This window comes from Ensifer sp. EB106-05-01-XG146, assembly GCF_058791875.1.
Genome location: NZ_JBYTDX010000001.1, coordinates 766,780 through 790,595 on the forward strand (window position 1 = coordinate 766,780; position 23,816 = coordinate 790,595).

At 63.2% G+C, this 23,816-nt stretch carries 18 protein-coding genes; 12 read left to right on the top strand and 6 right to left on the bottom strand.

The genetic code is table 11. From position 1 onward, the window contains the following. Nucleotides 1-129 precede the first annotated feature (129 nt). The 11 genes from feuP (at nucleotide 130) to AC3WVQ_RS03745 (ending at nucleotide 14,228) form a co-directional block, all read left to right on the top strand. Nucleotides 130-801, top strand: a complete 672-nt coding sequence (gene feuP / locus AC3WVQ_RS03695; protein ID WP_034789361.1) for a two-component system response regulator FeuP — start codon at nucleotides 130-132, stop codon at nucleotides 799-801. Beyond that, a complete protein-coding gene (locus AC3WVQ_RS03700) occupies nucleotides 791-2,176 on the top strand; it encodes an ATP-binding protein (RefSeq protein ID WP_034789363.1) in 1,386 nt (461 codons plus the stop codon). Before feuP ends, AC3WVQ_RS03700 begins: the two co-directional genes overlap by 11 nt. A gap of 237 nt (nucleotides 2,177-2,413) precedes the next feature. Then, entirely contained in the window at nucleotides 2,414-2,854 is a 441-nt protein-coding gene (locus tag AC3WVQ_RS03705; RefSeq protein ID WP_034789364.1) for an RT0821/Lpp0805 family surface protein, read from the top strand. A gap of 130 nt (nucleotides 2,855-2,984) precedes the next feature. Next, nucleotides 2,985-4,127 (top strand): c-type cytochrome biogenesis protein CcmI, encoded by a 1,143-nt coding sequence (ccmI, locus tag AC3WVQ_RS03710; protein ID WP_034789365.1) that lies wholly within the window; start codon nucleotides 2,985-2,987, stop codon nucleotides 4,125-4,127. After that, nucleotides 4,124-4,576 carry a cytochrome c maturation protein CcmE gene (gene ccmE / locus AC3WVQ_RS03715; protein ID WP_034789366.1) on the top strand — a complete coding sequence of 151 codons (453 nt, stop codon included), beginning with the start codon at nucleotides 4,124-4,126 and terminating at the stop codon, nucleotides 4,574-4,576. Before ccmI ends, ccmE begins: the two co-directional genes overlap by 4 nt. Then, nucleotides 4,573-6,561, top strand: coding sequence for a heme lyase CcmF/NrfE family subunit (locus AC3WVQ_RS03720; RefSeq protein WP_034789367.1), 1,989 nt, complete (start codon nucleotides 4,573-4,575; stop codon nucleotides 6,559-6,561). The genes ccmE and AC3WVQ_RS03720 overlap by 4 nt, the downstream gene beginning before the upstream one ends. Continuing rightward, the gene (locus AC3WVQ_RS03725; RefSeq protein ID WP_034789377.1) at nucleotides 6,558-7,013 is read left to right on the top strand and encodes a cytochrome c-type biogenesis protein; all 456 of its coding nucleotides are present in this window, start codon (nucleotides 6,558-6,560) and stop codon (nucleotides 7,011-7,013) included. The genes AC3WVQ_RS03720 and AC3WVQ_RS03725 overlap by 4 nt, the downstream gene beginning before the upstream one ends. A 327-nt stretch (nucleotides 7,014-7,340) precedes the next feature. Further along, nucleotides 7,341-8,900, top strand: coding sequence for a Do family serine endopeptidase (locus AC3WVQ_RS03730; RefSeq protein WP_492382597.1), 1,560 nt, complete (start codon nucleotides 7,341-7,343; stop codon nucleotides 8,898-8,900). A 189-nt stretch (nucleotides 8,901-9,089) separates the two neighbouring features. Continuing rightward, nucleotides 9,090-9,788 carry a response regulator transcription factor gene (locus tag AC3WVQ_RS03735; RefSeq protein ID WP_034789385.1) on the top strand — a complete coding sequence of 233 codons (699 nt, stop codon included), beginning with the start codon at nucleotides 9,090-9,092 and terminating at the stop codon, nucleotides 9,786-9,788. After that, nucleotides 9,785-11,191, top strand: coding sequence for a sensor histidine kinase (locus AC3WVQ_RS03740; protein WP_090294664.1), 1,407 nt, complete (start codon nucleotides 9,785-9,787; stop codon nucleotides 11,189-11,191). Before AC3WVQ_RS03735 ends, AC3WVQ_RS03740 begins: the two co-directional genes overlap by 4 nt. Before the next feature lie 82 nt (nucleotides 11,192-11,273). Further along, nucleotides 11,274-14,228, top strand: a complete 2,955-nt coding sequence (locus tag AC3WVQ_RS03745) for a bifunctional [glutamine synthetase] adenylyltransferase/[glutamine synthetase]-adenylyl-L-tyrosine phosphorylase (RefSeq protein WP_090294662.1) — start codon at nucleotides 11,274-11,276, stop codon at nucleotides 14,226-14,228. A gap of 59 nt (nucleotides 14,229-14,287) precedes the next feature. Here AC3WVQ_RS03745 and AC3WVQ_RS03750 read toward each other — a convergent pair whose 3' ends face one another. Next, nucleotides 14,288-16,615, bottom strand: coding sequence for a PAS domain-containing sensor histidine kinase (locus AC3WVQ_RS03750; protein ID WP_060604093.1), 2,328 nt, complete (start codon nucleotides 16,613-16,615; stop codon nucleotides 14,288-14,290). Between the two features lie 182 nt (nucleotides 16,616-16,797). Continuing rightward, nucleotides 16,798-19,446, bottom strand: a complete 2,649-nt coding sequence (gene pepN / locus AC3WVQ_RS03755) for an aminopeptidase N (RefSeq protein ID WP_110818467.1) — start codon at nucleotides 19,444-19,446, stop codon at nucleotides 16,798-16,800. A 429-nt stretch (nucleotides 19,447-19,875) separates the two neighbouring features. On the opposite strand from pepN, the gene AC3WVQ_RS03760 reads away from it, so the two are divergent. Next, on the top strand, nucleotides 19,876-20,814 hold the full coding sequence (locus tag AC3WVQ_RS03760; protein WP_060516200.1) for a DMT family transporter: 939 nt from the start codon (nucleotides 19,876-19,878) through the stop codon (nucleotides 20,812-20,814). 8 nt (nucleotides 20,815-20,822) lie between these two features. On the opposite strand, the gene AC3WVQ_RS03765 is transcribed toward AC3WVQ_RS03760, so the two are convergent. The 4 genes from AC3WVQ_RS03765 to AC3WVQ_RS03780 all read right to left on the bottom strand — a co-directional run bounded on the left by AC3WVQ_RS03765 (nucleotide 20,823) and on the right by AC3WVQ_RS03780 (nucleotide 23,782). Continuing rightward, nucleotides 20,823-22,115: an MFS transporter gene (locus AC3WVQ_RS03765; protein ID WP_060516199.1), complete on the bottom strand. Its 1,293-nt coding sequence runs from the start codon at nucleotides 22,113-22,115 to the stop codon at nucleotides 20,823-20,825. 197 nt (nucleotides 22,116-22,312) lie between these two features. Next, the gene (locus AC3WVQ_RS03770) at nucleotides 22,313-22,468 is read right to left on the bottom strand and encodes a hypothetical protein (RefSeq protein ID WP_089043881.1); all 156 of its coding nucleotides are present in this window, start codon (nucleotides 22,466-22,468) and stop codon (nucleotides 22,313-22,315) included. 74 nt (nucleotides 22,469-22,542) lie between these two features. Further along, nucleotides 22,543-22,719, bottom strand: coding sequence for a hypothetical protein (locus tag AC3WVQ_RS03775; RefSeq protein WP_089043882.1), 177 nt, complete (start codon nucleotides 22,717-22,719; stop codon nucleotides 22,543-22,545). Between the two features lie 178 nt (nucleotides 22,720-22,897). Further along, nucleotides 22,898-23,782 carry a uracil-DNA glycosylase gene (locus AC3WVQ_RS03780; RefSeq protein ID WP_110818586.1) on the bottom strand — a complete coding sequence of 295 codons (885 nt, stop codon included), beginning with the start codon at nucleotides 23,780-23,782 and terminating at the stop codon, nucleotides 22,898-22,900. Nucleotides 23,783-23,816: the final 34 nt, after the last annotated feature.

The following is a 23,816-nucleotide window of genomic DNA, read 5'->3' on the forward strand; positions in this document are numbered from 1 at the left end:
AGCGCCGCGTGCCGTATCAGGCGTACGAAGGTCGCTGTAGCACTTTGAATGGCTGCGTGTTCTTATCCTTAAATCAGCCAGATTTGGCGAAGCATGCAGCAGGATGGCCGCGAGAGGAAGTAAAGACGGATGCGCATTCTGATTGTCGAGGACGACGCCAACCTGAACCGGCAGCTCGCCGAGGTGCTGAAGGAGGCCGGCTACGTCGTTGACCAGGCCTATGATGGCGAGGAGGGGCACTATCTCGGCGACGCCGAGCCCTATGATGCCGTGATCCTCGATATCGGCTTGCCGGAAATGGACGGCATCACCGTGCTTGAGAAATGGCGCGGCGACGGCAAGACCATGCCGGTTCTGATCCTGACTGCGCGTGATCGCTGGAGCGACAAGGTGGCTGGCATCGATGCCGGCGCCGACGACTATGTTGCCAAGCCCTTCCACGTCGAAGAAGTTCTTGCCCGCATCCGCGCCCTGATCCGGCGCGCCGCCGGCCATGCGAGCTCGGAGATCGTCTGCGGCCCAGTGCGCCTCGACACCAAGGGTTCCAAGGCAACGGTCGATGGCGTCGCATTGAAGCTGACGTCGCACGAGTTCCGGCTGCTCTCCTATCTCATGCACCACATGGGCCAGGTCGTTTCGCGCACAGAATTGGTCGAGCATATGTACGATCAGGATTTCGATCGCGATTCCAATACGATCGAAGTGTTCATCGGCCGGCTGCGCAAGAAGATCGGCAACGATCTGATCGAAACGGTGCGCGGTCTCGGATACCGAATGCAAGCGCCGGGCAATGGCAATTAGATCGCTCACCGCACGCGTTCTGGTGGTTTCCACCGTCTGGGCGGTGGTGGCTCTCGTCGTGATCGGCGTGGTGATTTCCGAGCTTTATCGCCAGGGCTCCGAGCGCGGTTTCAAAGACCTGCTGCGCGCCCAGCTCTTCAACGTCGTCAACTCGATCTCCGTCAACGAGAGGACGGTGCTGTCGGGCAGTCCGCAGCTTGGCGACCTCCGGTTTTCGCAGCCGCAGACCGGCTGGTACTGGATCGTCGATCCGATCGGTGAGTTCGATACGCCGCCCCTGATCTCGACCTCGCTCGGCAACGGCAAGCTACCGATCGCCAGCGTCGACGAGGTGCCGTTCGATACCGGCTATGTCCGCTTCTACACCACCAAGGATCCCTTCGGGAACGAGGTCGAGGTCTCCGAGACCGAGGTCGTTCTCGACATCCAGGGCCATACGGCGCGCTTTCGCGTGGCGGGCAACCGCGACGTGCTCGAAGCCGATATCAACCGCTTCACCCGCAACCTGACGATCGCGCTCTCCATCTTCGGTCTGGGAGGGCTCGGGGTCAACGCGCTCACCATTCTCTTCGGCCTGAGGCCGCTCGATGAGGTCCGGCGCTCGATGGAGAAGATCCGCGCCGGCGAAAGCGAACGGTTGGACGGCGCTTTCCCGCGTGAGATCCAGCCGCTCGCCAACGAGGTCAATGCCCTGATCGACAGCAACCGCCGCATCGTCGAGCGCGCCCGCATGCAGGTCGGCAATCTTGCCCATTCGCTGAAGACACCGATCGCGGTCCTGCTCAACGAGGCCCGGGTGCTCGAGGCATCGCATGGCGAGTTGGTGCGCACTCAGGTCGATGCAATGCAGACCCAGGTTCAATCCTATCTGAGCCGCGCCCGGATTGCGGCGCAGCGCGAGTCCGTGCTGGCGCGGACCGAAGCACAGCCGGCGCTCGAACGCCTCGTGCGCGTCATGCGCAAGCTCAATCCGGAAAAGCAGGTCCATCTGTCGATCAACCCGCCGGGACTGGTTCTTGCCATGGAGCTGCAGGACGTCGAGGAGACCGTTGGCAACCTGCTCGAAAATGCCGCCCGCCACGCCCGTGGCGAGGTGTGGCTGAATGTCAGGCCGGCACCGAGCGAGGTTCATGCCAAGGAGCCCGGCCGGCAGTGGATCGTTCTCGACATCGACGACGACGGGCCGGGGCTCAATCCCGACCAGATCGCAGTGGCGATGAAGCGCGGCAAGCGGCTCGACGAAAGCAAGCCCGGAACCGGGCTCGGTCTTTCGATCGTCAGCGAGATCGTCCGGGAGTATCAGGGCACCATCACCCTGTCGCGACGGGACGAGGGAGGGTTGCGTGCGGAACTGGTTTTGCCGGCGGCCGTTTAGAGGGTGATGAGGAAATGCGCGGGTCCGGCGTCGCTCGCTTGCGAATCCATCGTGATTTAGGGGTCACACCCGTGCTTGAAAATGTCACACCCGCAGGGCTCGCCGTTGCCTCGGCACGCGGGGAATGCCAAAAGAAAATCAAGGACTAGTCGTCATCGTGCTCGAATGGAACGAGCTTAAGAATGCGGCTTCGGATAGGATGATTGAGTGTCGCGGATCATGAGGAACCAGGCAGAAATGACACGGGCTATTGTCGTCGGCGGCAGGATCGTTGTGATCGCCTCGGCCGTCGCGCTTGCCGGATGCGGCACGACGGGCAGCAAGGGCGCGGCCGCCGGCCTCGGCTCGACGGCAACGCGTGGTGCGACCTCGACCAATTACATCGCGGCACTCCAGGGTGGGGTGATCGCGCGTCTCACCGATCTCGACATCGGGACATCCGACCGTCAGCGTGCTCTGGAAGCGGAGTACCGCGCACTTGAAGCGGCCCCCGGTGGGCAGCCGGTGACCTGGGACGGGCGCGGCGTCAACGGTTCGGTCGTTGCAGCCGCTCCCTATCAGGTCGGGTCGCAGAACTGCCGCCAGTATAGCCACACGGTTACCGTCAAGGGACAGCCGAAGACGGCGCGGGGTGCTGCCTGCCGCAACCCGGACGGCAGCTGGACACCGCTGACCTAAGGCGTAGCCGGTCGCGCTCTCCCGGATGTGCTCAGGCGGATCGAGCCGCCGTTGCGGCGAAACGCCTCAAATCTCCGTCATAAGGGGTTTTCGAGTTGGAATGGCATGGGGGCCATAGTATTGAGCTTCCATGTTGTTCTGGATCCTCGTCGCCACTCTGACGGCGGCTGTTGCTGTCGTGCTCATCCTTCCGCTGCTGCGGGCGGGGGAAGCCCCGTCGTCTCCCCACAGCCATGATGTCGAGGTCTATCGCGACCAGCTCGAAGAGTTGAAGCGGGACCAGGATAGCGGCCTGATCGGCGGCGACGACGCCGAGCTTGCGCGCGCCGAAGTTGCGCGCCGGCTGCTGGCCGCTGGCGAGAGCGACAGTGAGGCGATTGCGGCTGCCGCGCCGCGCCGCGGTGTCAGCCGTCTGGCCCAGGCCTTCGTGCTTCTCTGTCTTCCGGCCGTCGGCCTCTGTCTTTACTTGCTGACGGGCAGCCCGGGCATGCCGGCGCAGCCGCTGGCCGCCCGCCTGGCCGATCCCAATGGCGACATCAACATCCTGATTGCCAAGGCTGAGAATCATCTGGCGGTAAACCCGAATGATGGCGCCGGCTGGGACCTGCTTGCGCCGATCTACATGCGCAACGGCCGTGTCGAAGATGCGGTCGATGCCTATGACCGGGCGATCCGCCTGCTTGGCCCGACGCCGGCACGTCTCGGCGGCTATGCCGAGGCGATGGTCGTGCAGTCCGACGGCGTCGTGACGAGCAAGGCGCAGGACGCGCTGAAGCAGGCGCTGACGCTCGATCCCAATGACCCGCGCTCGGAATTCTATCTTGCCCTCGGCCTCAAGCAGGAAGGCAAGAAAGCGGAAGCGCTGACTGCCTTCAACCGACTAGTCGCGACATCACCCGCCGACGCGCCCTGGCTGCCGCTCGTCAAGCAGCACGTGGCAGAACTGGGGGGCGCCGGCGCCACCAGCGCTGCAGCGCCCGGCAATCCAAGTGCCGATGACGTGGCCGCCGCCGAAAGCATGAGCGCCGGCGATCGCCAGGAAATGATCCGGGGCATGGTCGGCAGCCTCGAAAGCCGGCTGAAGGAAAATCCGGATAATCTCGAAGGCTGGGCGCGTCTGATCCGCTCCCATGTTGTCCTTGATCAACGAGACAAGGCACTGGCCGCGCTAAGGGAGGGCCTGAAAACCTTCCCGGCCGATGGTGACGGCGGCAAGCAGCTGCTGGCGCTGGCGCGTGAGCTCGGGATTGCCACCGACGGAGTAACGCAATGACGCGCAAACAAAAAAGACTGGCGATCATCGGCGGCGGTGTCGGCTTCCTGGTGCTTGCAGCCTTCCTCGTAATGTTCGCCTTCAGCCAGGCGATCGCCTATTTCTATGTGCCGAGCGACCTCGAAAAGGCCAACGTACCGCCGGGAACCCGCATCCGCCTCGGCGGTGTCGTCGAAACCGGCTCCGTCAAGCGCGGCGACGGCAAGACGGTGACCTTCACCGTCACCGATACGCTGAGCGGCGTGCCGGTCACCTATACCGGCATCCTGCCTGACCTGTTCCGCGAAGGGCAGGGCGTGGTGACGGAGGGAACCTTCGTTGCCGGAAGCTCGGTCTTCGTGGCCGATTCCGTTCTTGCCAAGCATGACGAGACCTATATGCCCAAGGATGTCGCCGACCGTTTGAAGGCGCAGGGCGTCGAGCTCAGCGGGAAGGAAACCATCAAGTGATCATCGAGCTCGGACACTACGCTCTGGTTCTGGCGTTGGCGACGGCGGTCATTCAGGCCGCCTTACCGATCCTTGGCGCACGATTGAACGATCGCGGCCTGATGGAACTCGCATCCAGCGCCGCCGTCGCCTGCTTTCTGCTCGTCGCTTTCGCTTTTGCCGTCCTCACCTTCGCCTATGTGACCTCGGATTTCTCGGTCCGCAACGTCTGGGAAAACTCCCACTCGCTGAAGCCGCTGATCTACAAGATCTCGGGCGTCTGGGGGAACCATGAAGGCTCGATGCTGCTGTGGCTGTTGATCCTGACGTTCTTTTCGGCGCTGGTTGCCGCCTTTGGGCGCAACCTGCCGGAGACGTTGAAGGCAAACGTACTCGCCGTGCAGGCTTGGATCGCGATGGCCTTCGCGCTCTTCATCCTGCTGACGTCCAATCCGTTCGCTCGGCTGATGCCCGCGCCGGGCGAGGGCAAGGACCTGAACCCGATCCTGCAGGACGTCGGCCTCGCCATTCATCCGCCGTTGCTCTACCTCGGCTATGTCGGTTTTTCGGTCTGCTTCTCCTTTGCCATCGCGGCCTTGATCGAGGGCCGCATCGACGCCGCCTGGGCTCGCTGGGTCCGTCCCTGGACGCTTGCCGCCTGGACCTTCCTCACCGCCGGGATCTCCATGGGTTCGTACTGGGCCTATTACGAGCTCGGCTGGGGTGGTTGGTGGTTCTGGGACCCGGTCGAAAACGCCTCCTTCATGCCGTGGCTCGCGGGGACGGCGCTTTTGCACTCGGCGCTGGTCATGGAAAAGCGCGAGGCGCTGAAGATCTGGACCGTGCTGCTTGCGATCATGACCTTCTCGCTGTCGCTGCTCGGCACCTTCCTCGTGCGTTCGGGTGTCCTGACTTCGGTCCACGCCTTCGCCACCGACCCGACGCGCGGCATCTTCATCCTCGCCATTCTCGTCTTCTTCATCGGCGGTGCGTTCACGCTCTTCGCCCTGCGCGCCTCGCACCTGAAAGCCGGCGGCATCTTCGCGCCGATCTCGCGTGAGGGTGCGCTGGTCTTCAACAACCTCATCCTGACGACGGCGACCGCGACGGTCCTGACCGGCACGCTCTATCCGCTGGTGCTCGAAGCGCTGACCGGCGACAAGATCTCCGTCGGGCCGCCCTTCTTCAACATGACCTTCGGCCTGTTGATGCTGCCGCTGCTCTTTGCGGTGCCTTTCGGCCCGCTGCTTGCCTGGAAGCGCGGCGACCTTGCTGGCGTTTCGCAGCGGCTCTTCGCAGCGGTTGCCATCGGCCTGCTCTTCGGCGTCACCTATTATTACTTCATGAATGGCGGCCCGGTTCTGGCGCTCTTCGGCATTGCCCTTGGCGTCTACGTGATTGTCGGTTCGTTGACGGACCTGGCGCTGCGCTCCGGCCTCGGCAAGGTCGCAGGCAACGTCGTCTGGCGACGCTTCTCCGGCCTGCCGCGTTCGGCTTTCGGCACGGCGCTTGCGCATATCGGCCTCGGCGTCACCCTGATCGGCATCGTCGCCGTCACGGCCTTCGAGACCGAAACCGTGGTCGAGATGAAGCCCGGCATGACGGTGGATGCCGGTGGCTACACCCTGCGCTTCGACGGCATGCGCAATGGCAGCGGCCCGAACTATTCCGAGGAGTCCGGCCACTTCACCATCAGCCGCGGTGGCGCTGCGATTGACGACGTCTGGTCTTCGAAGCGTCTCTACCAGGCGCGCCGCATGCCGACGACCGAGGCGGGCATTCGCACCTTCGGCTTGAGCCAACTCTACGTCTCGCTCGGCGATCAGATCAGCGAAGGCGGCATCGTCGTGCGCATCTGGTGGAAGCCGATGATCCTGTGCATCTGGGGCGGTACCCTGTTCATGATGGCGGGTGGTTTCGTCTCCTTGAGCGACCGCCGCCTGCGCGTCGGCGCGCCGGCCAAGGCCAAGCGACCGAAGGCGGTGCCTGTGGGGGCTGCGGAATGAACCGTCTGCTCCTGGCACTCCTGCTGTTGCTCGCGCCTGTCGGCTCGGCCTTTGCCGTCAACCCGGATGAAGTGCTTGCCGATCCCGCGCTCGAAGCGCGGGCGCGGGCGATCTCGGCGGAGCTGCGCTGCATGGTCTGCCAGAACCAGTCGATCGACGATTCCAACGCCGAGCTTGCCAAGGACCTGCGCGTGCTTGTACGCGAGCGGCTGGCGAACGGCGACAGCGACAAGGCCGTCATCGATTACGTCGTGTCCCGCTATGGCGAATTCGTACTGCTGAAGCCGCGCTTCGAGACGAAGACCCTGATCCTCTGGGGCATGCCGGCGACCCTGCTTCTCGTCGGGGCGATTACCCTCGTCATCGCCTCTCGCCGTCGCGGCGCCCAGCCAAAGGGGACGCCGCTTTCCGAGGACGAGAAGGAAAAGCTGAAGAAGCTGCTTCAGCCTTAATGCAGCGCTCGCCGAACGCGCATTCGTTGGATCGGCTTCAGCACTAATCTCTTGATATCGCTTGAGATCCCTGCCGGTGGCGGGCAATTCCGTTCGCGCCAACGCGCAGTCCCCGGCAGGCCTTTGGCCGAGCCCGGGCCAGCTCTTCACAACATTACCAAAAATTCATTTTCCGGACAGAACTCAGTAAGGTCCCATCCGTTACATCTTTCGTCATCGGCTGTTCCTCCAGTCAGCCAAAACGAATTCCGCCTTCCCTGAGGCGGCTTCGCAACCAGGTTTCGGTGCCGTCTCCGATGGCATCTAGGAAGAGAAAAGGCAAAACGGATGTTTACGACCAAATCCCTGCGTCCCTCCCTCAAGACCGTTCTGAAGACCTCGACCATCGCCGGCCTTGCCGCCGTCATGCTGACCTCGGGTCTGCCGGCAAGCATCTCGCAATCCTTTGCCGATCCGGTGAAGGTGGAAGCGCCGTCGGTGCCGAGCTTTGCCAATGTCGTTGATGCCGTTTCGCCGGCCGTCGTTTCGGTGCGCGTCCAGTCGCGCGTCAACCCGGTGGCCGAAGATGGCGGCGACTTCAGCTTCGATTTCAACGGTCGCGGTTTCGACGATCTGCCCGACGATCACCCCCTGAAGCGCTTCTTCAAGGAATTCGGTCCGCGCGGCGATGACCGTGCCGACCGCGGCCCCAACCGCCGTGGCCCGCATGGCGAAGGCCGCCTGCGTCCGACCGCTCAGGGCTCCGGCTTCTTCATCTCCGAAGACGGCTACCTCGTCACCAACAACCACGTCGTTTCCGACGGTTCGGCCTTCACGGTCATCCTCAACGACGGCACCGAACTCGATGCCAAGCTGGTCGGCAAGGATAGCCGCACGGATCTCGCCGTGCTCAAGGTCGATGACAAGCGCAAGTTCACCTATGTCGGCTGGGCCGATGACAGCAAGGTCCGCGTCGGTGACTGGGTCGTTGCCGTCGGCAACCCGTTCGGTCTCGGCGGCACGGTGACCTCCGGCATCGTTTCGGCGCGTGGCCGCGATATCGGCTCCGGCCCCTATGACGATTACCTGCAGGTTGATGCGGCGGTGAACCGCGGCAACTCGGGCGGTCCGACCTTCAACCTCTCCGGTGAAGTCGTCGGCATCAATACCGCGATCTTCTCGCCGAGGGGCGGCGGCAACGTCGGTATCGCCTTTGCCATCCCGTCGACCGTTGCCAAGGATGTCGTCGCCGACCTGATCAAGGACGGCTCGGTTTCCCGCGGCTGGCTCGGCGTGCAGATCCAGCCCGTTACCAAGGACATCGCCGAATCGCTCGGCCTTTCGGAAGCAAGCGGTGCGCTCGTCGTCGAACCGCAGACCGGCTCGCCGGGTGAAAAGGCCGGCATCAAGAAGGGTGACGTCGTAACCGCGCTGAACGGCGACACGGTCAAGGATCCGCGTGACCTTGCCCGCAAGGTTGCGGCAATCCGCCCGGGCACCACGGTTGATCTGGCCCTGTGGCGCGACGGCAAGGCGGAGACCGTCAAGCTCGAAATCGGCACGCTGCCCAAGGACGACAAGGACGCTGCCAAGAGCCAGGACGACCAGTCCGAAGAAGCCCAGCCGTCGAGCGAGCAGGCACTGGCCGACCTTGGCGTCTCTGTCGTGCCGTCTGATGATGGCAAGGGCGTCACCATCGCCTCGGTCGACGAAGAGTCTGATGCCAGCGGTCGCGGCCTGAAGCAGGGCGAAAAGATCGTCTCGGTGAACAATCAGGAGGTGAAGTCCGCCGACGACATCCTGAAGGTCATCAACACTGCCAAGAAGGACGGCCGTAGCAAGGCGCTCTTCCAGATCGAGGCCGACAACGGCAGCCGCTTCGTGGCCCTTCCGATCGACAAGGGCTGATCGCGGCAGTCAAATGATTGACCGGAGCGCCGCGATTTCCAAGTGATGTCGCGGCGCTCGCCGTTTGGAGCGGGATGTGAAAAGGTGTGTGCGGTTCTCCGCCCGCATCCCGCTTTTCCCTCACGAGAGCACTCGCCAACCCGGTTGTCGAAAGTCGAAACCGGTTGAGACAGACAGGGGTCCGGGACTATGGTCGCGCGTATGAAGATTCTCATCATTGAAGACGATCTCGAGGCGGCAGCCTATCTGGCGAAAGCCTTCCGCGAGGCGGGCATCGTGTCCGATCACGCAAGCGATGGCGAGAGCGGCCTGTTTATGGCCAGCGAGAACAATTACGACGTTCTCGTGGTGGACCGCATGCTGCCGCGTCGAGACGGTCTCTCTGTCATCACCGAGCTTCGTCGCAAGGACATCCACACGCCGGTGCTGATCCTGTCGGCGCTCGGCCAGGTGGATGACCGGGTCACGGGTTTACGCGCCGGCGGCGACGATTATCTGCCGAAACCCTACGCCTTCAATGAATTGCTCGCCCGTGTCGAGGTGCTTGGGCGCCGCAAGGGCACGCCCGATCAGGACATGGTTTACCGCGTTGGCGATCTGGAACTCGACCGCCTTTCGCATTCCGTGCGCCGGCAGGGAAAGGAAATTCCCCTGCAGCCGCGCGAATTCCGCCTGCTCGAATATCTCATGAAGAACGCCGGCCAGGTCGTCACCCGCACCATGCTGCTGGAAAACGTCTGGGACTACCACTTCGACCCGCAGACCAACGTCATCGACGTGCATGTCTCGCGGTTGCGCTCGAAGATCGAGAAGGATTTCGATGTGCCGCTGCTGCGCACGGTGCGCGGTGCCGGCTACATGATCAAGGATGACCGGGCGTCCGCATGAGCAAGCTTCGCGTTCTCTTCAGAACGACCGCAGTCCGGCTTTCCGCCCTCTACCTCATTCTTTTTTCTCTCTGTGCTGCCTTTCTCGTCTTCTACGTCACCGGCATGTCGGAGCGGCTGCTGCAGCAGCAGACCCGTGACGCGGTCACCGCCGAGGTGGCGCAGATCGAGCAGGTCTATAGCCGCGCCGGCATGAACGGCCTGTTGCGCTCGCTCGAGCGGCGGGCACGCCAGCCGGGAGCCAATCTCTACGTGATTGCGGGACCGAGCGGCGAAATCCTCGCCGGCAACGTCGCGAGCCTGGAGCCGGGCCTGCTCGACAGCGAAGGCTGGACCGAACGTCCCTTCGCCTATCAGCGCTATACGGACGAGAGCAAGAAGGACACCCACGTGGCTCTTGCCCATGTGCTGGTGCTCGACAATGGTCTGCGCATTCTTGTTGGCCGCGACCTGCAGGAGCCGCAGAAGTTCCGCGCCCTTGTGCGCCAGGCCCTGATGGTGGCGCTCGGCGTCATGGGGCTTGGCGCCCTCGTCATCTGGTTCGGCATCGGCCGCAACGCCTTGAAGCGCATCGACCGCATGTCGGAGGCGAGCACCAAGATCATGGCCGGCGATCTGTCGCAGCGTCTGCCGATGAGCGGCTCCGGCGACGAGTTCGACCGGCTGTCGGAATCACTGAACGCCATGCTCAGCCGCATCGAGAAGCTGAACGAAGGGCTGCGGCAGGTCTCCGACAACATCGCTCACGATCTGAAGACGCCGCTGACGCGGCTGCGCAACAAGGCGGAAGCCGCACTTTCCCGCAAGGGCACGAGCCAGCGCGGTGCGCTCGAGGAGATCATCGGCGAATCCGATCAGTTGATCCGCACCTTCAACGCGCTTCTGATGATTTCGCGCGTCGAGGCCGGCTCGTCCGTCGCCGAGATGAGCGACATCGACCTTTCGCAGATCGTCGCCGATTGCGTCGAGCTCTACGAACCGGTGGCCGAAGATGGCGGTCTGAAACTTGAAGCCGAAATCGCCCAGGATCTCGTGATTTCAGGCAACCGCGAACTGGTCGGCCAGGCCCTCGGCAACCTCATCGACAACGCGGTCAAGTATGCCGATGGCGCCGGGAACCCTCTGATCAAAGTCTCGCTCGAAAAGCGCGAGGGGAATGTGTTGCTGTCGGTTGCCGATCATGGAGCGGGCATCCCCGCAGCGATGCGCGACGAGGTGATCAAGCGTTTCGTTCGCCTGGATGAGAGCCGGTCCAAGCCTGGCACCGGCCTTGGCCTGTCGCTGGTCGAGGCCGTCATGGAAATGCATCACGGCGCGCTGCATCTCGCCGACACCGTTCCTTCCGCCGAAGATGGCGCCAAGGGGCTGACGGTTCAGATGGTTTTCCCGATGACTGCAACCTGATAGACCGGTTTTGGGAGAACGAGGTGGAGTGAGGCAGCGCGCAGTTGTTCCGCGCCGTCCGCTCCGGCCAGAGGGAGACGGCATGCAGGAACAGGTGCAGCAGTGCTGGGCGATCGAGACGACGCCGATCCGTCCGGCGACACAAGCCGATGCCAAGACAGCGCTTTCGGTCTTGAAGGATATGGCCAAGGGTCATGAAAAGGTCGCAAGCCTGCTTGCGTCCGAAACGCAGTTCAAGACCTTCATCGTCTCGGCCTTTGCCCTTTCGCCTTTTCTTCGCGACACCGGCGACAGTCGCCCCGCCATTCTCGAAGAGCTTCTCTCGACCGATCTCACGACTTTCCTGAGCGAGCGCGTGCGCGGAGCCCGCGATGCCTGGAAGCCGAATGAAGGCGGCGCGGCATTGCCGGATACCGAGATCATGGCGCGGCTCAGAAGGGCCAAGCGCGAACTTGCCTTCGCCGTCGCTCTCGCCGATCTCTCCCGCCATTTCGACGGGCGCGAGACCACCCGTTGGCTCAGCGAATTCGCCGGTGCGGCCGTGTCGGCGACGATCGACCATCTGCTCCTGAGCGCGCATGAGAGCGGCAAGCTTAAGGTCAAGGATGTCGCAAACCCGAGCGCCGGTTCCGGCGTCGTCGTGCTCGGCATGGGCAAGCTCGGCGCCTTCGAGCTCAACTATTCCTCCGATATCGACCTCGTTGTCTTCTACGATCCGCAATCCGGCATCATCGTCGATCGCGACGATGCCTCGGAAACTTTCGGCCGGCTGTTGCGCCGCCTGATCCGCATCCTGCAGGAGCGCAGCGGCGACGGATACGTCTTCCGAACCGACCTGCGCCTGCGCCCGGATCCGGGCTCGACGCCGCTCGCGATCCCGGTAGAAGCGGCGATGCTCTATTACGAGGGCAGGGGGCAGAACTGGGAGCGCGCCGCCTTCATCAAGGCGCGGCCGGTCGCCGGCGACATCGAGGCTGGCGAGCACTTCCTCAAGGATCTGGTCCCCTTCGTCTTCCGCAAGTATCTCGACTATGCGGCGATCGCCGACATTCATTCGATCAAGCGCCAGATCCATGCCCACAAGGGGCACGGCGAGATCGCGGTCAAGGGCCACAACATCAAGCTCGGCCGCGGCGGCATCCGCGAGATCGAGTTCTTCGTCCAGACCCAGCAGCTGATTGCTGGTGGCCGCATGCCGGACCTGCGCCAGCGCGCGACGGAGCCTATGCTGCGGGCGCTCGTCAAGGCCGGCTGGATCGACGAAGAGACGGCTGACGAACTCGTCGAAGCCTATTGGTTCCTGCGCGATGTCGAGCACCGGATCCAGATGGTGCGCGACGAGCAGACGCATGTCCTGCCCGAGACCGAAGCGGAACTGAAGCGCATCGCCTATATGCTCGGCTTCGAGGATACAGCCGCCTTTTCCAAGGCCCTCTCGCGCGTGCTGAAGACCGTCGAGCGTCGCTACGCTCAGCTTTTCGAACAGGAAGCCAAGCTCTCGACCGAGACCGGCAACCTCGTCTTCACTGGCCAGCGCGACGACCCGGACACGCTGGAGACGCTGAAGAAACTCGGCTTCCAGCGGCCGTCGGACATCTCCCACACGATCCGCACCTGGCACTATGGCCGCTACCGCGCGACACAGTCGGTGGAGGCGCGCGAGCGGCTGACAGAGCTGACGCCGGAGCTGCTGCGGGTTTTTGGCGAAAGCCGCCGCGCCGACGAAGCGCTGCTGCGTTTCGACAATTTCATCTCCGGCCTGCCTGCCGGCATTCAGCTGTTCTCTCTGCTCGGCAACAATCCGGGCCTCCTGTCGCTGATCGTCAATGTCATGTCGTCGGCCCCGAGGCTTGCCGAAATCATTGCCGCGCGCCCGCATGTCTTCGACGGCATGCTCGATCCGGGCCTGCTCGCCGAATTGCCGACGCGGGAGTATCTGGCGCCACGCATCGCCAACTTCGTCGGCGGTGCTCGCCATTATGAGGAGGTGCTCGATCGCCTGAGGATCATAGCCGCCGAGCAGCGTTTCCTGATCGGCATTCGGCTCCTGACCGGCGCGATCTCGGGCGCGCAAGCCGGCCGCGCCTTTACCGATCTTGCCGACCTCATCATCGCCGCGGCGGTAAAGGCGGTTGAGGATGAAGTTCGCTCCGTTCACGGCGATTTCCCTGGAGGCCGTATCGCCGTTGTCGGCATGGGCAAGCTCGGCAGCCACGAGCTGACGGCGGGATCCGACGTCGATCTGATCCTGCTCTACGATTACGACGAGACGGCAACCGAGTCCGACGGCGCCAAGCCGCTTGATCCGACGCGATACTTTACACGGGTGACGCAGCGCCTGATCGCCGCACTTTCCGCGCCGACGGCGGAAGGCATCCTTTACGAAGTCGATATGCGGCTTCGTCCCTCCGGCAACAAGGGGCCGGTCGCAACCAGGATCAACGCCTTTGCTAAGTATCAGCGCGAAGAGGCCTGGACGTGGGAGCATCTGGCTCTGACCCGGGCGCGCTGCATCTGCGGCGATGACCGGCTGATGGCCGAGGCCAACGGGATCTTCGCCGAGATCCTCGAGCGCAAGCGCGATGTTTCCAAAGTCAGCGCCGACGTGATCTCCATGCGCGAGATGATCGATAGCGAGAAACCGCCGAGCGACATCTGGGACTTCAAGCTGATCCCGGGCGGTCTCGTCGATATCGAGTTCATCACCCAGTATCTGGCGCTCGTAGCGCCGGCCAAGGGCGTTCAGCCGCTGACATCAGGCACCAACACCGCCGACGCGTTGAAGCTGCTTGGTGATGCGCTGATGAACCCGAACGATCTCGATGTTGCGCTGGAAGCGCTGCATCTTTTCACCGAATTGTCCCAGATCGTGAGGCTCTGCATAGAGGGCGAGTTCGAGCCGAAGGAAGCGCCGGCGGGCCTGATCGATCTCGTCTGCCGGGCAGGGGACTACCCGGACCTGAAAACCTTGGAGGGGGACGTTCGCAGGCTCTCCAAAGCCGTGCGCCGTGTCTTCCAATCGGTCGTTTCAGTGTGAGGGAGGGCAGCGGGTAAACGGACGGCGCGTGGAAGACCGCGCGCTGCTCCAGACCCGCTTTAACCGCGGTCCGGAATCCTGACCGAGATGATGGTCCCGACATTCTCGGTCGAGTGTATTCTCATGCTGCCGCCGTGCAGGCGGGTGAGTGAGCGCGAGATCGCGAGCCCGAGGCCGGATCCGCCCTTGCTCTTGGCGTACTGGCTCTGCACCTGTTCGAAGGGCTGACCGATCTTCTGCAATGCGTCGCGCGGAATGCCGATGCCGGAATCGGCGATCGTGAGCGTCACCGCGCCCGTCACCTTGCGTGCCCGAAGCGAAATCCGCCCGCCCTCATTGGTGAACTTGACCGCGTTCGAAAGCAGGTTGAGCAGCACCTGCTTCATGGCGCGGCGATCGGCGACCATGGTGAGGCCCGACGAGATCTGCTGCACGACGTGAATGTTCTTCTGCTCCGCCGGTATGGTGGTGAAGCGCAGCGTCTCCTCGATCAATGGCGCAAGGTCGATCGTCTCGCGGCTGATGCGCATGTGCCCGGCCTCGATCTTCGACATGTCCAGGATGTCGTTGATGACGTTGAGCAGATGTTTGCCGCTTTCGTGGATGTCGCGTGAATACTCGTTGTACTTCTCCGAGCCGAGCGGCCCGAACATCTGGTTCTGCAGGATTTCCGAGAAGCCGAGGATGGCGTTGAGCGGCGTGCGCAGCTCATGTGACATGTTCGCGAGGAACTCGGACTTGGCGCGGTTGGCCGCCTCCGCACGGTCCTTCTCCGCCTGGTAGTTCGAATTCGCGACCGAAAGCTCGGTCTTCTGCCGCTCCAGCGTCATGCGCGAGGCCGAGAGGTCGCCGATCGTCGCCATCAGACGCCGCTCGGATTCGCGCAGGCGCACCTGGTGCCGCTTCAGAAGCGTGATGTCGGTGCCGACGGAGACAAGGCCGCCGTCGCGTGTGCGCCGCTCGTTGATCTGCAGCCAGCGCTCGTCCGCAAGCTGGACTTCGCTCGTCTGCGACTGGTTGCTGTGATCCGGGTCGGCGATCCGCCGCTCGACCACCGGCCGTGCTGCCGCCGTATGCACGGCTATGCGTTCGGTGCCGGGCACCAGGACGTGGTCCGGAAGCTTGTAGGCCTCCTGGAAGTGGGTGTTGCACATGACGAGGCGGTCGTGCTTGTCCCAGAGCACGAAGGCCTCGGAGGTACATTCGATGGCGTCGGCGAGCCGCTGGTCGGCCTCCGCATAGCGCTGCGCAAGACGATGCTGTTCCGTCACGTCCATGGCGATGCCGATCAGATGCGCCCGGCCCGAGGCCGTGCGGATGATCTCGGCGCGGGCCCGTAGCCACACATAGTGACCGTCCGCATGCCGCATGCGGAACACCTGGTCGATCTGGCGCGCGTCGCCACGCGCGATCGTGCGCGCCACGCTGTAGATGCCGTGATCATCCGGATGCATCAGCCTTGCGGCGTCACCGAAGGAGAGCACGCTGCTTTCGCCCGGCATGCCGAGCATTTCGTACATCGAGCGCGACCAGAACAGCCGACGGTTGGCAAGATCGAAATCCCAGAGGCCGCAACGGCCGCGCGAGAGCGCCGTCTCGACCCGCAGGTTCGATTCGGCAAAGACCGAATCGGCGTCGCGGGCACGCTTGGCCTGGATGTAATAGGCGTAGAGCACCATCAACAGGATCGCCGAGATACCTGCAAACAGGGTGACGTTCAGCGAAACCTCGTCTCGCCAGGTCGTTTCGAGCTGGGTGACCGGCGTTGCGGCCAGCACGACGCCAGCCGCATCGGGCAGCTGCGCCAGCGCCACGATGTGGTCGGCGCCTGCGATCGCCGTCTTCATGACGCTCGAATGTTCGCCGAAATATTGCAGCGTCGCGATGTCGGGCGCGGCCGCAGCGAGCGTGCGGCCGATGAGCGGTCCACCGCCTTCCGTGCTTGCAAAGATCCGCCCGTCCTTGCGCACCGCGAGGATGAACGTTCCGGGATCGAGCATACCGGTCGGCAGAAACTGGCTGAAGCGTTGCTCCGCCTCGGCACGACGGCCCTCATCGAACAGCGCGACTCCGTCCGTCTGGAAGGCGGCGACGGCGATCGCCGCCGCAAGACCGACGGTCTGGCGCGAACTTTCCTCCATGCGGGCGTGCTCGTCCATGATGCTGGACATGCGCGAAACCGCAACGATGATCAGGAATGCAATGATCAGGATCGGGATGGAGCGCTTGAGAACAGGCTCCGCGTTTGCCAGGCGGCGTGAAGCCGGCCCGGCAAAGATCTTCGCCTGCGAGATAAACTCCTGCTCCAGGCCGGTAACGCCTGGAAGCTTGAGTCGCAACCGCCCGTCGGCTGCGCTCGCTGGTCGCGCGTCCGCCATCTTTCCCAATTGTCTAAACCCTCTGATGATTCGGCGCGCCGCTCGCCCGAATCTGACTCAATGAATCACAGGGCGATTCGCCTTGTCCAGAGGCACTGGTAAAGATTTGTTAACCATTTCTTATCGTTGGAAAATAATAGGCCGGGTCGCGTTAGCGACCCGGCCCCAGGAAAATCAGGCTTTGGCGATGCTCAGGCCTTGAGCATGCGCTCGACGATGTCACCGACATCGGCCGAAAGTTTCGACGCGCCGGCGATCTCTTTCAGCGCCTTGCGGGCATGCCCGGCACGTTTGTCCTCCAGCGAACGCCAGGAGCGCATGGAGGTCAGGATGCGAGCCGCAAGTTGCGGATTACGCGGGTCGATATCGAGGATCTGGCGCGCGAGGAAGCGGTAGCCTTCGCCGTCAGCGCGGTTGAACGCGGTCGGGTTGGCGAAGGCATAGGTGCCCACCAGCGAGCGCACGCGGTTCGGATTGTTGCCGTTGAACAGCGGCTCGTTCATCAGCGCCTTGATACGATCGAGCGTTCCAGCGCCCGGGATCGTCGCCTGCACGGCGAACCATTTGTCGATGACGAGCGCGTTGTCGGCGAAACGCTTGCGGAATGTTGCAAGCGCGTCTGTCGCCTCGGCCGAATCCGGGAAGCGGTGCGCCAGCAGCGCCAGCGCATGGCTGAGATCGGTCATGTTGTTGGCGGCCGCAAAGGCCTTCGCGGCACGTTCAGGGCCTTCATCGGCCTGAACGAGGTAGGTGAGCGCGCTGTTGCGCAGTGCTCGCCTGCCGGCGCTTGCCGCTTCCGGGCTGAACCCACCGCTGGAGACGAGTTCGTCGGAGAGTTTGAGGAAGGTGTCGCGCCCGGCGGTCGCAACCGCTGTCAGGATCTGCTGGCGGGCCGCGTGGATCGCGTCCGGATCGTTGTTGGTGCCGATCTCGCGGGCGATATCGGATTCGCTCGGCAAGGCCAGCGCCTGCGAACGGAAGGCCGGCTCCAGGCTGTTGTCGGCGGCGGCCCGTATCAGGCCGTCGATCAGCGCCTTGTCCGAGGTGACCGGCTTGCCGGCGCGGACATTCGCCGTCGCCTCGACGAGATTGCCAAGCGCGATGGCGTTGAGCGCCTGCCAGCGGGCGAAGAGGTCGCTTTCGTGATGCGCGATCAGCGCCAGATCGTCGGCATTCTGCTCGATATGCAGGTTGACCGGCGCGGAGAAGCTGCGGTTGAACGACGGAACCGGGCGCGACGGGATGCCCGAGAAGACCACCGTCTGATTGCGCTCCGTCAGATGCAGGACATCGTCGGTCATGTCGGCGCCGGAAACAGCGGCAAGGGCGGCTTCGCTGCCGTCTTCGAGCAGCAGACCCATCTTCAGCGGAATGTGCATCGCTTCCTTGGCGCTCTGTCCGGGCGTGGGCGGCACGGTCTGTTCGAGCGACAGGGTGAAGGTCTGCTTGGCGGCGTCATAGGCGCCCGAAGCGGTGACCAGCGGCGTTCCGGCCTGGTGATACCAGAGCGCGAACTGGCGCAGATCCCGACCGCTTGCCGCCTCGAAGCAGGCGACGAAATCCTCGATCGTCACCGCCTGGCCGTCGTGCCGGTCGAAATAGAGATCCATACCCTTCTTGAACAGATCGCGGCCGAGGATGGTCGCGATCATGCGGGTGACTTCCGATCCCTTTTCGTAGACGGTCGTCGTGTAGAAGTTGTTGATTTCGCGGTATTTCGTCGGGCGCACCGGATGGGCGAGGGGACCTGCATCCTCCGGGAACTGTTCCGACTTCAGATGCCGCACTTCGGCGATGCGCTTGACCGCGCGTGAGCGCATGTCGGCGGAGAACTCGTGGTCGCGGTAGACCGTCAGGCCTTCCTTCAGGCAGAGCTGGAACCAGTCGCGGCAGGTGATGCGGTTGCCGGTCCAGTTGTGGAAGTATTCGTGCGCGATGATCGCCTCGATGTTGGCGTAGTCCGCATCGGTCGCCGTTTCCGGGTCCGCAAGCACGTATTTGTCGTTGAAGATGTTGAGGCCCTTGTTCTCCATGGCGCCCATGTTGAAGTCGGAGACGGCGACGATCATGAAGATGTCGAGGTCGTATTCGCGACCAAAGGCCTCTTCGTCCCACTTCATCGAGCGCTTGAGCGCATCCATGGCATAGGAGGCGCGAGGCTCCTTGCCGTGTTCGACATAGATCTTCAAGGCAACGTCGCGGCCGGACATCGTTGTGAACGTATCCTCGACCACGCCGAGGTCGCCGGCGACCAGCGCAAAGAGATAGCTCGGCTTCGGATGCGGATCGAACCAGGCGGCGAAGTGACGGCCGTCGCCCATGTCGGCGCCGCCGAGATAGTTGCCGTTCGAAAGCAGGAGGGGAGACGACTCCTTGTCGGCGATGATGTTGACCGTGTAGACGGCAAGTACATCGGGACGATCGGGGAAATAGGTGATGCGGCGGAAGCCTTCGGCCTCGCACTGGGTGCTGTAGACGCCGTTGGTGCGGTAGAGCCCCATCAGCTGCGTATTGGTCTCGGGCGAAAGCAGGGTGGTGATGGTGATTTCGAACGGGGCGGTTTCGGGCAGGCCGCGGATCGTCAGCGTATCGTCGGCGACATCGTAGAGCGTTGCGGCGAGTTCTTCCTGGTCCAACAAAAGGCCGGTCATGGTCAACTCGTCGCCATCAAGCACGAGCGGCGCGGCACTGTCGACACCTTCGCGGCGATGGAAGATCAGCCGGGCCTCGACCTTGGTCTCCTTCGGATCGAGCTCGAAGGTCAGATCCACTCTCTCCAGAACGAAGTCGGTCGGCCGGTAGTCTTCCAGATGAATGATCTGGCCAGTATTTGTCCGCATGGTCAGTCCCGCTTGCACCGTTCTACTGGAGAATTTGTAGAGGGTGCCTGTGATGGTGAAAAGGCCAAGGGGCGAAAAGCTGGGCTGTGCCACACGATTGTGATGCCGGCGACCGCACTTCCGACAGAAAAGACATGGCGCCCGTTATTCTTCCCGCTCCCTTATCGGACCGATGTGTATCGAAGTGGGACTAACAAGACATGAATTGGAAAGGTTTTTTTCGGGGCAGCTAAAGAAAAGCCGGCCGCCCTACTGTCGAAGGTTAATCGATCAAGAAAAAACGTCATTCATCACGAAGTTTGATCCGACTTTCGAGAAAAGCGTCGCTAAGGTGGCCCGGTCCTGCAGCGGTGCTCTCCGCTGAAAAATCTCCAAACCAGCCCGCGTGCCAGCTGATCGCCGGTCAAGGCTGTTCGAAAAGTGCCCTCAATGGATGCGGAAGTCGAAAGCCCGATGAAGGGGATCCTGCTCAAGGTCCTTTCAGTCGTCATTTTCGTTTGCATGTCTACGCTGATCAAGGCGGCCGGAAACGAGATCGCCACCGGCCAGATCACCTTCTACCGCTCGGCCTTCGCCATGGTGCCGATCCTCGGCTATCTCGCCTTCCGCGGACAGCTGCGCGACGCCTTCAAGACCGAAGATTTTACCGGCCATATCGCTCGCGGCTTCGTCGGCATTCTCGCAATGAGCTTCGGTTTTTACGGCCTCGTACACCTGCCGCTGCCTGAAGCCATCGCCATCGGCTATGCCATGCCGCTGATCGCCGTCGCCTTCGCCGCGATTTTTCTAGGCGAGTCGGTGCGGCTCTACCGTTGGTCGGCCGTTGTCGTCGGGCTGGTCGGCGTGATGATCATCACCTGGCCACGGCTGACCCTTTTTCGCGAAGGCGGCTTCGGTTCGCTGGAGGCGCTGGGCGCTGCTGCTGTGCTGGTTTCGGCGGCCCTGGGCGCAGTTGCCATGGTGCTGGTACGAAAACTCGTCAAGAATGAGCGCACCCACACGATCGTGCTCTATTTCTCGCTGTCGGCCTCGGTCTTCTCTCTCGCGACCTTGCCCTTCGGCTGGCCGTCGATCTCGCGCGAGGCCTTCCTGTTGCTGATGGTCGCCGGTTTCTGTGGCGGTGTCGCCCAGATCCTTTTGACCGAGAGCTATCGCCATGCCGACATGTCGACCATCGCACCGTTCGAATACACTTCGATCGTGCTCGGCCTGATCATCGGCTACTTCCTGTTCGACGATATCCCGACGGCCGCCATGCTCGTCGGCACGGCCATCGTCGTTGGCGCAGGCATCTTCATCATTTTCCGCGAACATCGGCTTGGCCTCGAGCGCCGGGGCGCTCGCAAGCATGTGACGCCGCAGGGCTGAGCCACGGCCTACGGCCGCGGGTTTTCCCAGGCCGGAACCGTATCGTCGTCGATCAGCGGTTCCTGCGCCGCCTGCTGGGCAGCCGGGCTCGTCACATCAGGGCCGGGCGTCGGCATGACGCTCGTTGCCTGGAAGTCGGTCTTGACGACGAGCCCCTTGTGCTGCTCGCGCCGCAGAATGCGCCAGGCTGCATAGCCGCCATAGAGCGCGAAGTAGACGGCAAGGACGAGAAACAGCGCCGCCGGGCCGAAACGATCCATGACCGGACCGACCATCAGCGGGCCGGAAATCGTGCCGAGCCCGTAGGTGATCATCAGGCCCGAGGATGTTTCGACATACTCGTTGGGTTTGGCGAGATCATTGGCATGGGCGACGTTCAGTGCGTAGATCGGGAAGAGCACCGATCCGACGAAAGCGGCGATGATGTAGAGAACGGCGGGCTGGCTGCCGATCGATGCCGACATCACCAGGCACGAGATGACGCCGACGATGCCGCAGCCAACCATGACGATGCGCCGGTCGATCTTGTCGGAGAGACGTCCGATCGGGATTTGCGAGAGGGCGCTGCCGGTCAATAGCGAGGCGAGCAGTGTCGCGCCTTCCGCCGTCGAAAGTCCGATCTTCTGGGTGAAGACACCGCCGAGGTTCAGCCAGGCGCCCGAGAGCGCGCCGGCGAGAAAACCGCCGACGACGGCGACCGGCGAGCGGCGGAAGAGGGCGGGGATATCGAACTTCGCCTGTGCCGGTGGCGCCGGCATGGGGGAGGAGGAGAGCGCCGTCGGCAATAGCGCCAGCGAGAACAGCACGCTGCAGAGCATGAACAGCGACGTGTTTGTCGGGTCGCCGAGCGGCACCATGTACTGCCCGCCGATCGTGCCGACCATCGTCGTGATCAGGTAGAGCGAAAAGAGCAGGCCGCGGTTCTCGTTGGTAACGCGCTCGTTGAGCCAGCTCTCGATGACGAGATAGCTGCCGGAGATGGCAAAGCCGGCAATGGCACGGAACACAATCCAGAGGCGCCAGTCGACGATGAGGCCGCAGAGCAGGATAGCGATGGAGAGCAGCGTGATCAGCGCGGTGAAGACGCGCACATGGCCGACACGCAGCACGAATTTCGGCGTGACGACGCAGGAAAGGGTGAAGCCGACCGTATAGCCGGTGGCGATCACCGAGACCGTCAGCGTCGACCAGTTCTCGGCGACGGAACGCACGGGGATCACATAGCTCTGCAGGCCGAAGCCGACCATCATGAGCAGGGTCGACACCATCAGGCTGAAGACGGAAGCGAGGCTGGCCAGCATCGGCGCTCCTGGAAACGTGGCGCTTCGTCATTTGTCCGATGACAAGCAAACGCAGATGGAGCGAGGAACGGTCTGGCAGGGCCGGATGAGCCTGACACTCCTTAGTCGGGACGAGTGTGGCTCTATCCAGTTTTTTACGCCCTGTCGATTGCGACAGGCGATGGCAAAAAGGCGGTGCTTATACCTGCGGGCAGCAGTCAGTTCGGCAGCAACGGGCTCACGGCCGTGCGATGGGCGCGGCGTGCATCCTTCTTGGTGCTGAGAACGGTATATTCGCGCGAGGCGCGCACGGCCGTACCGATGTCGGAGATCGAATCGAGCAGGACCTTGAGGCTGGCAATCGGCTTGGTCATGGGTTCGTTCCTTTCTTCGTGTCGGGTCAATCGATGCGTCACGCGATACGCAAAAGCCGCGTATCGCGTGGGGATCAGCGCTGGATGAAGTCGGCGAAAATCTGCGCCGGACGGGTGGTCCGGGCGAGGCCGATCGCGGTCATCTGCTCGTTGGCTGCCGTGCCAAAGCGGTTGAACGGCGTCCGGTAAGCAGCGCCAGTGTGGCGGAGCGTCTCAAAGCTGCTGTGGATCGGACGAAAGCGGGCAGTCATGGTTCAATTCCTTAAATTCCATTCCTCCCGTGCCAGTATATTGCGCTGCAACATAACGTTTTGCAATGCGTCAAAATGCGCCGCTGATATGCGCAAACCGCATGGCTTTCTTCATTCTTTGTTCATGAAACGGGCAAGCGGCCGGGAGCACGATCCGGGCAGGGCGCTTTCCTTAGGATCAGCCGTGAATGCGGGCCTTGAAGGCAAGCAGGTCCTGCCAGGCGAAGCGCTTGTTGATCGGCGCCGTCACCAGGTCCTGCGGATGCAGGGTGGCAAGGGTCGGCACATTAATGCCGCCGATCGCAAGCTCGCGCCATTCGCCGCGAAGCTGGTGGATCGTGTCGTTGCCGCCGAAGAAGAAACGGGCGGTGAAATTGCCGAGCAGCAGCAGATGCTTAGGCTCTGCCAGCGCGATCTGGCGTTCGATGAAGGGTCGGCAGATATCGGCCTCGCGCGCCGTCGGCACGCGGTTACCCGGCGGGCGCCAGGGCACGATATTGCTCAAGAGCACGCTCTCGCGCGTAAGACCGATGCCCGCCATCATCCGGGTCAGCATCTCGCCGAGGCGGCCCGCAAAAGGCTGGCCGTCGCGATCGTCGTCGGCATAGGGCATCGGGCCGACGATCATGATGCCGCTTGCCGGATCACCCTCGGCAAAGACCAGATTGCGGGCGCTGTTCCTGAGATTGCAGCCGGCAAAACCTTCCATCGCAACGCGGAGCTCGGCGAGCGACCGGGCCGTTTCGGCGGCAAAGCGCGCCTCTTCGATCGCCTGCGCATCGGGGATGGCGACCGCAGGGGCGTTCGCGACTGGGGCAGGTGCGCGGGAAGGGGTGGGAGCAGCGGCCGCCGCTGTCTGGCGCGCCGTCGGTTGCGAAGCGGGTGCCTCCGCCCGGTTGCTGGTTGCCGCCACGCGGGCGTTGCCGCGTGCTGCCTTCATCGCCTCGAACTCGGCGAAACGGTCGACCGGTTCCTCTTCCAGCAGCCATTCGACGCCCGCATCGCCGTGGAAGGCGAGAAGGGCGGCAAGCTGCGCCGGAGAAAGGTCGTTGGCGGAAATCATGGCCGCCAACCTAGCCCATAAGCGGCCGGACCGG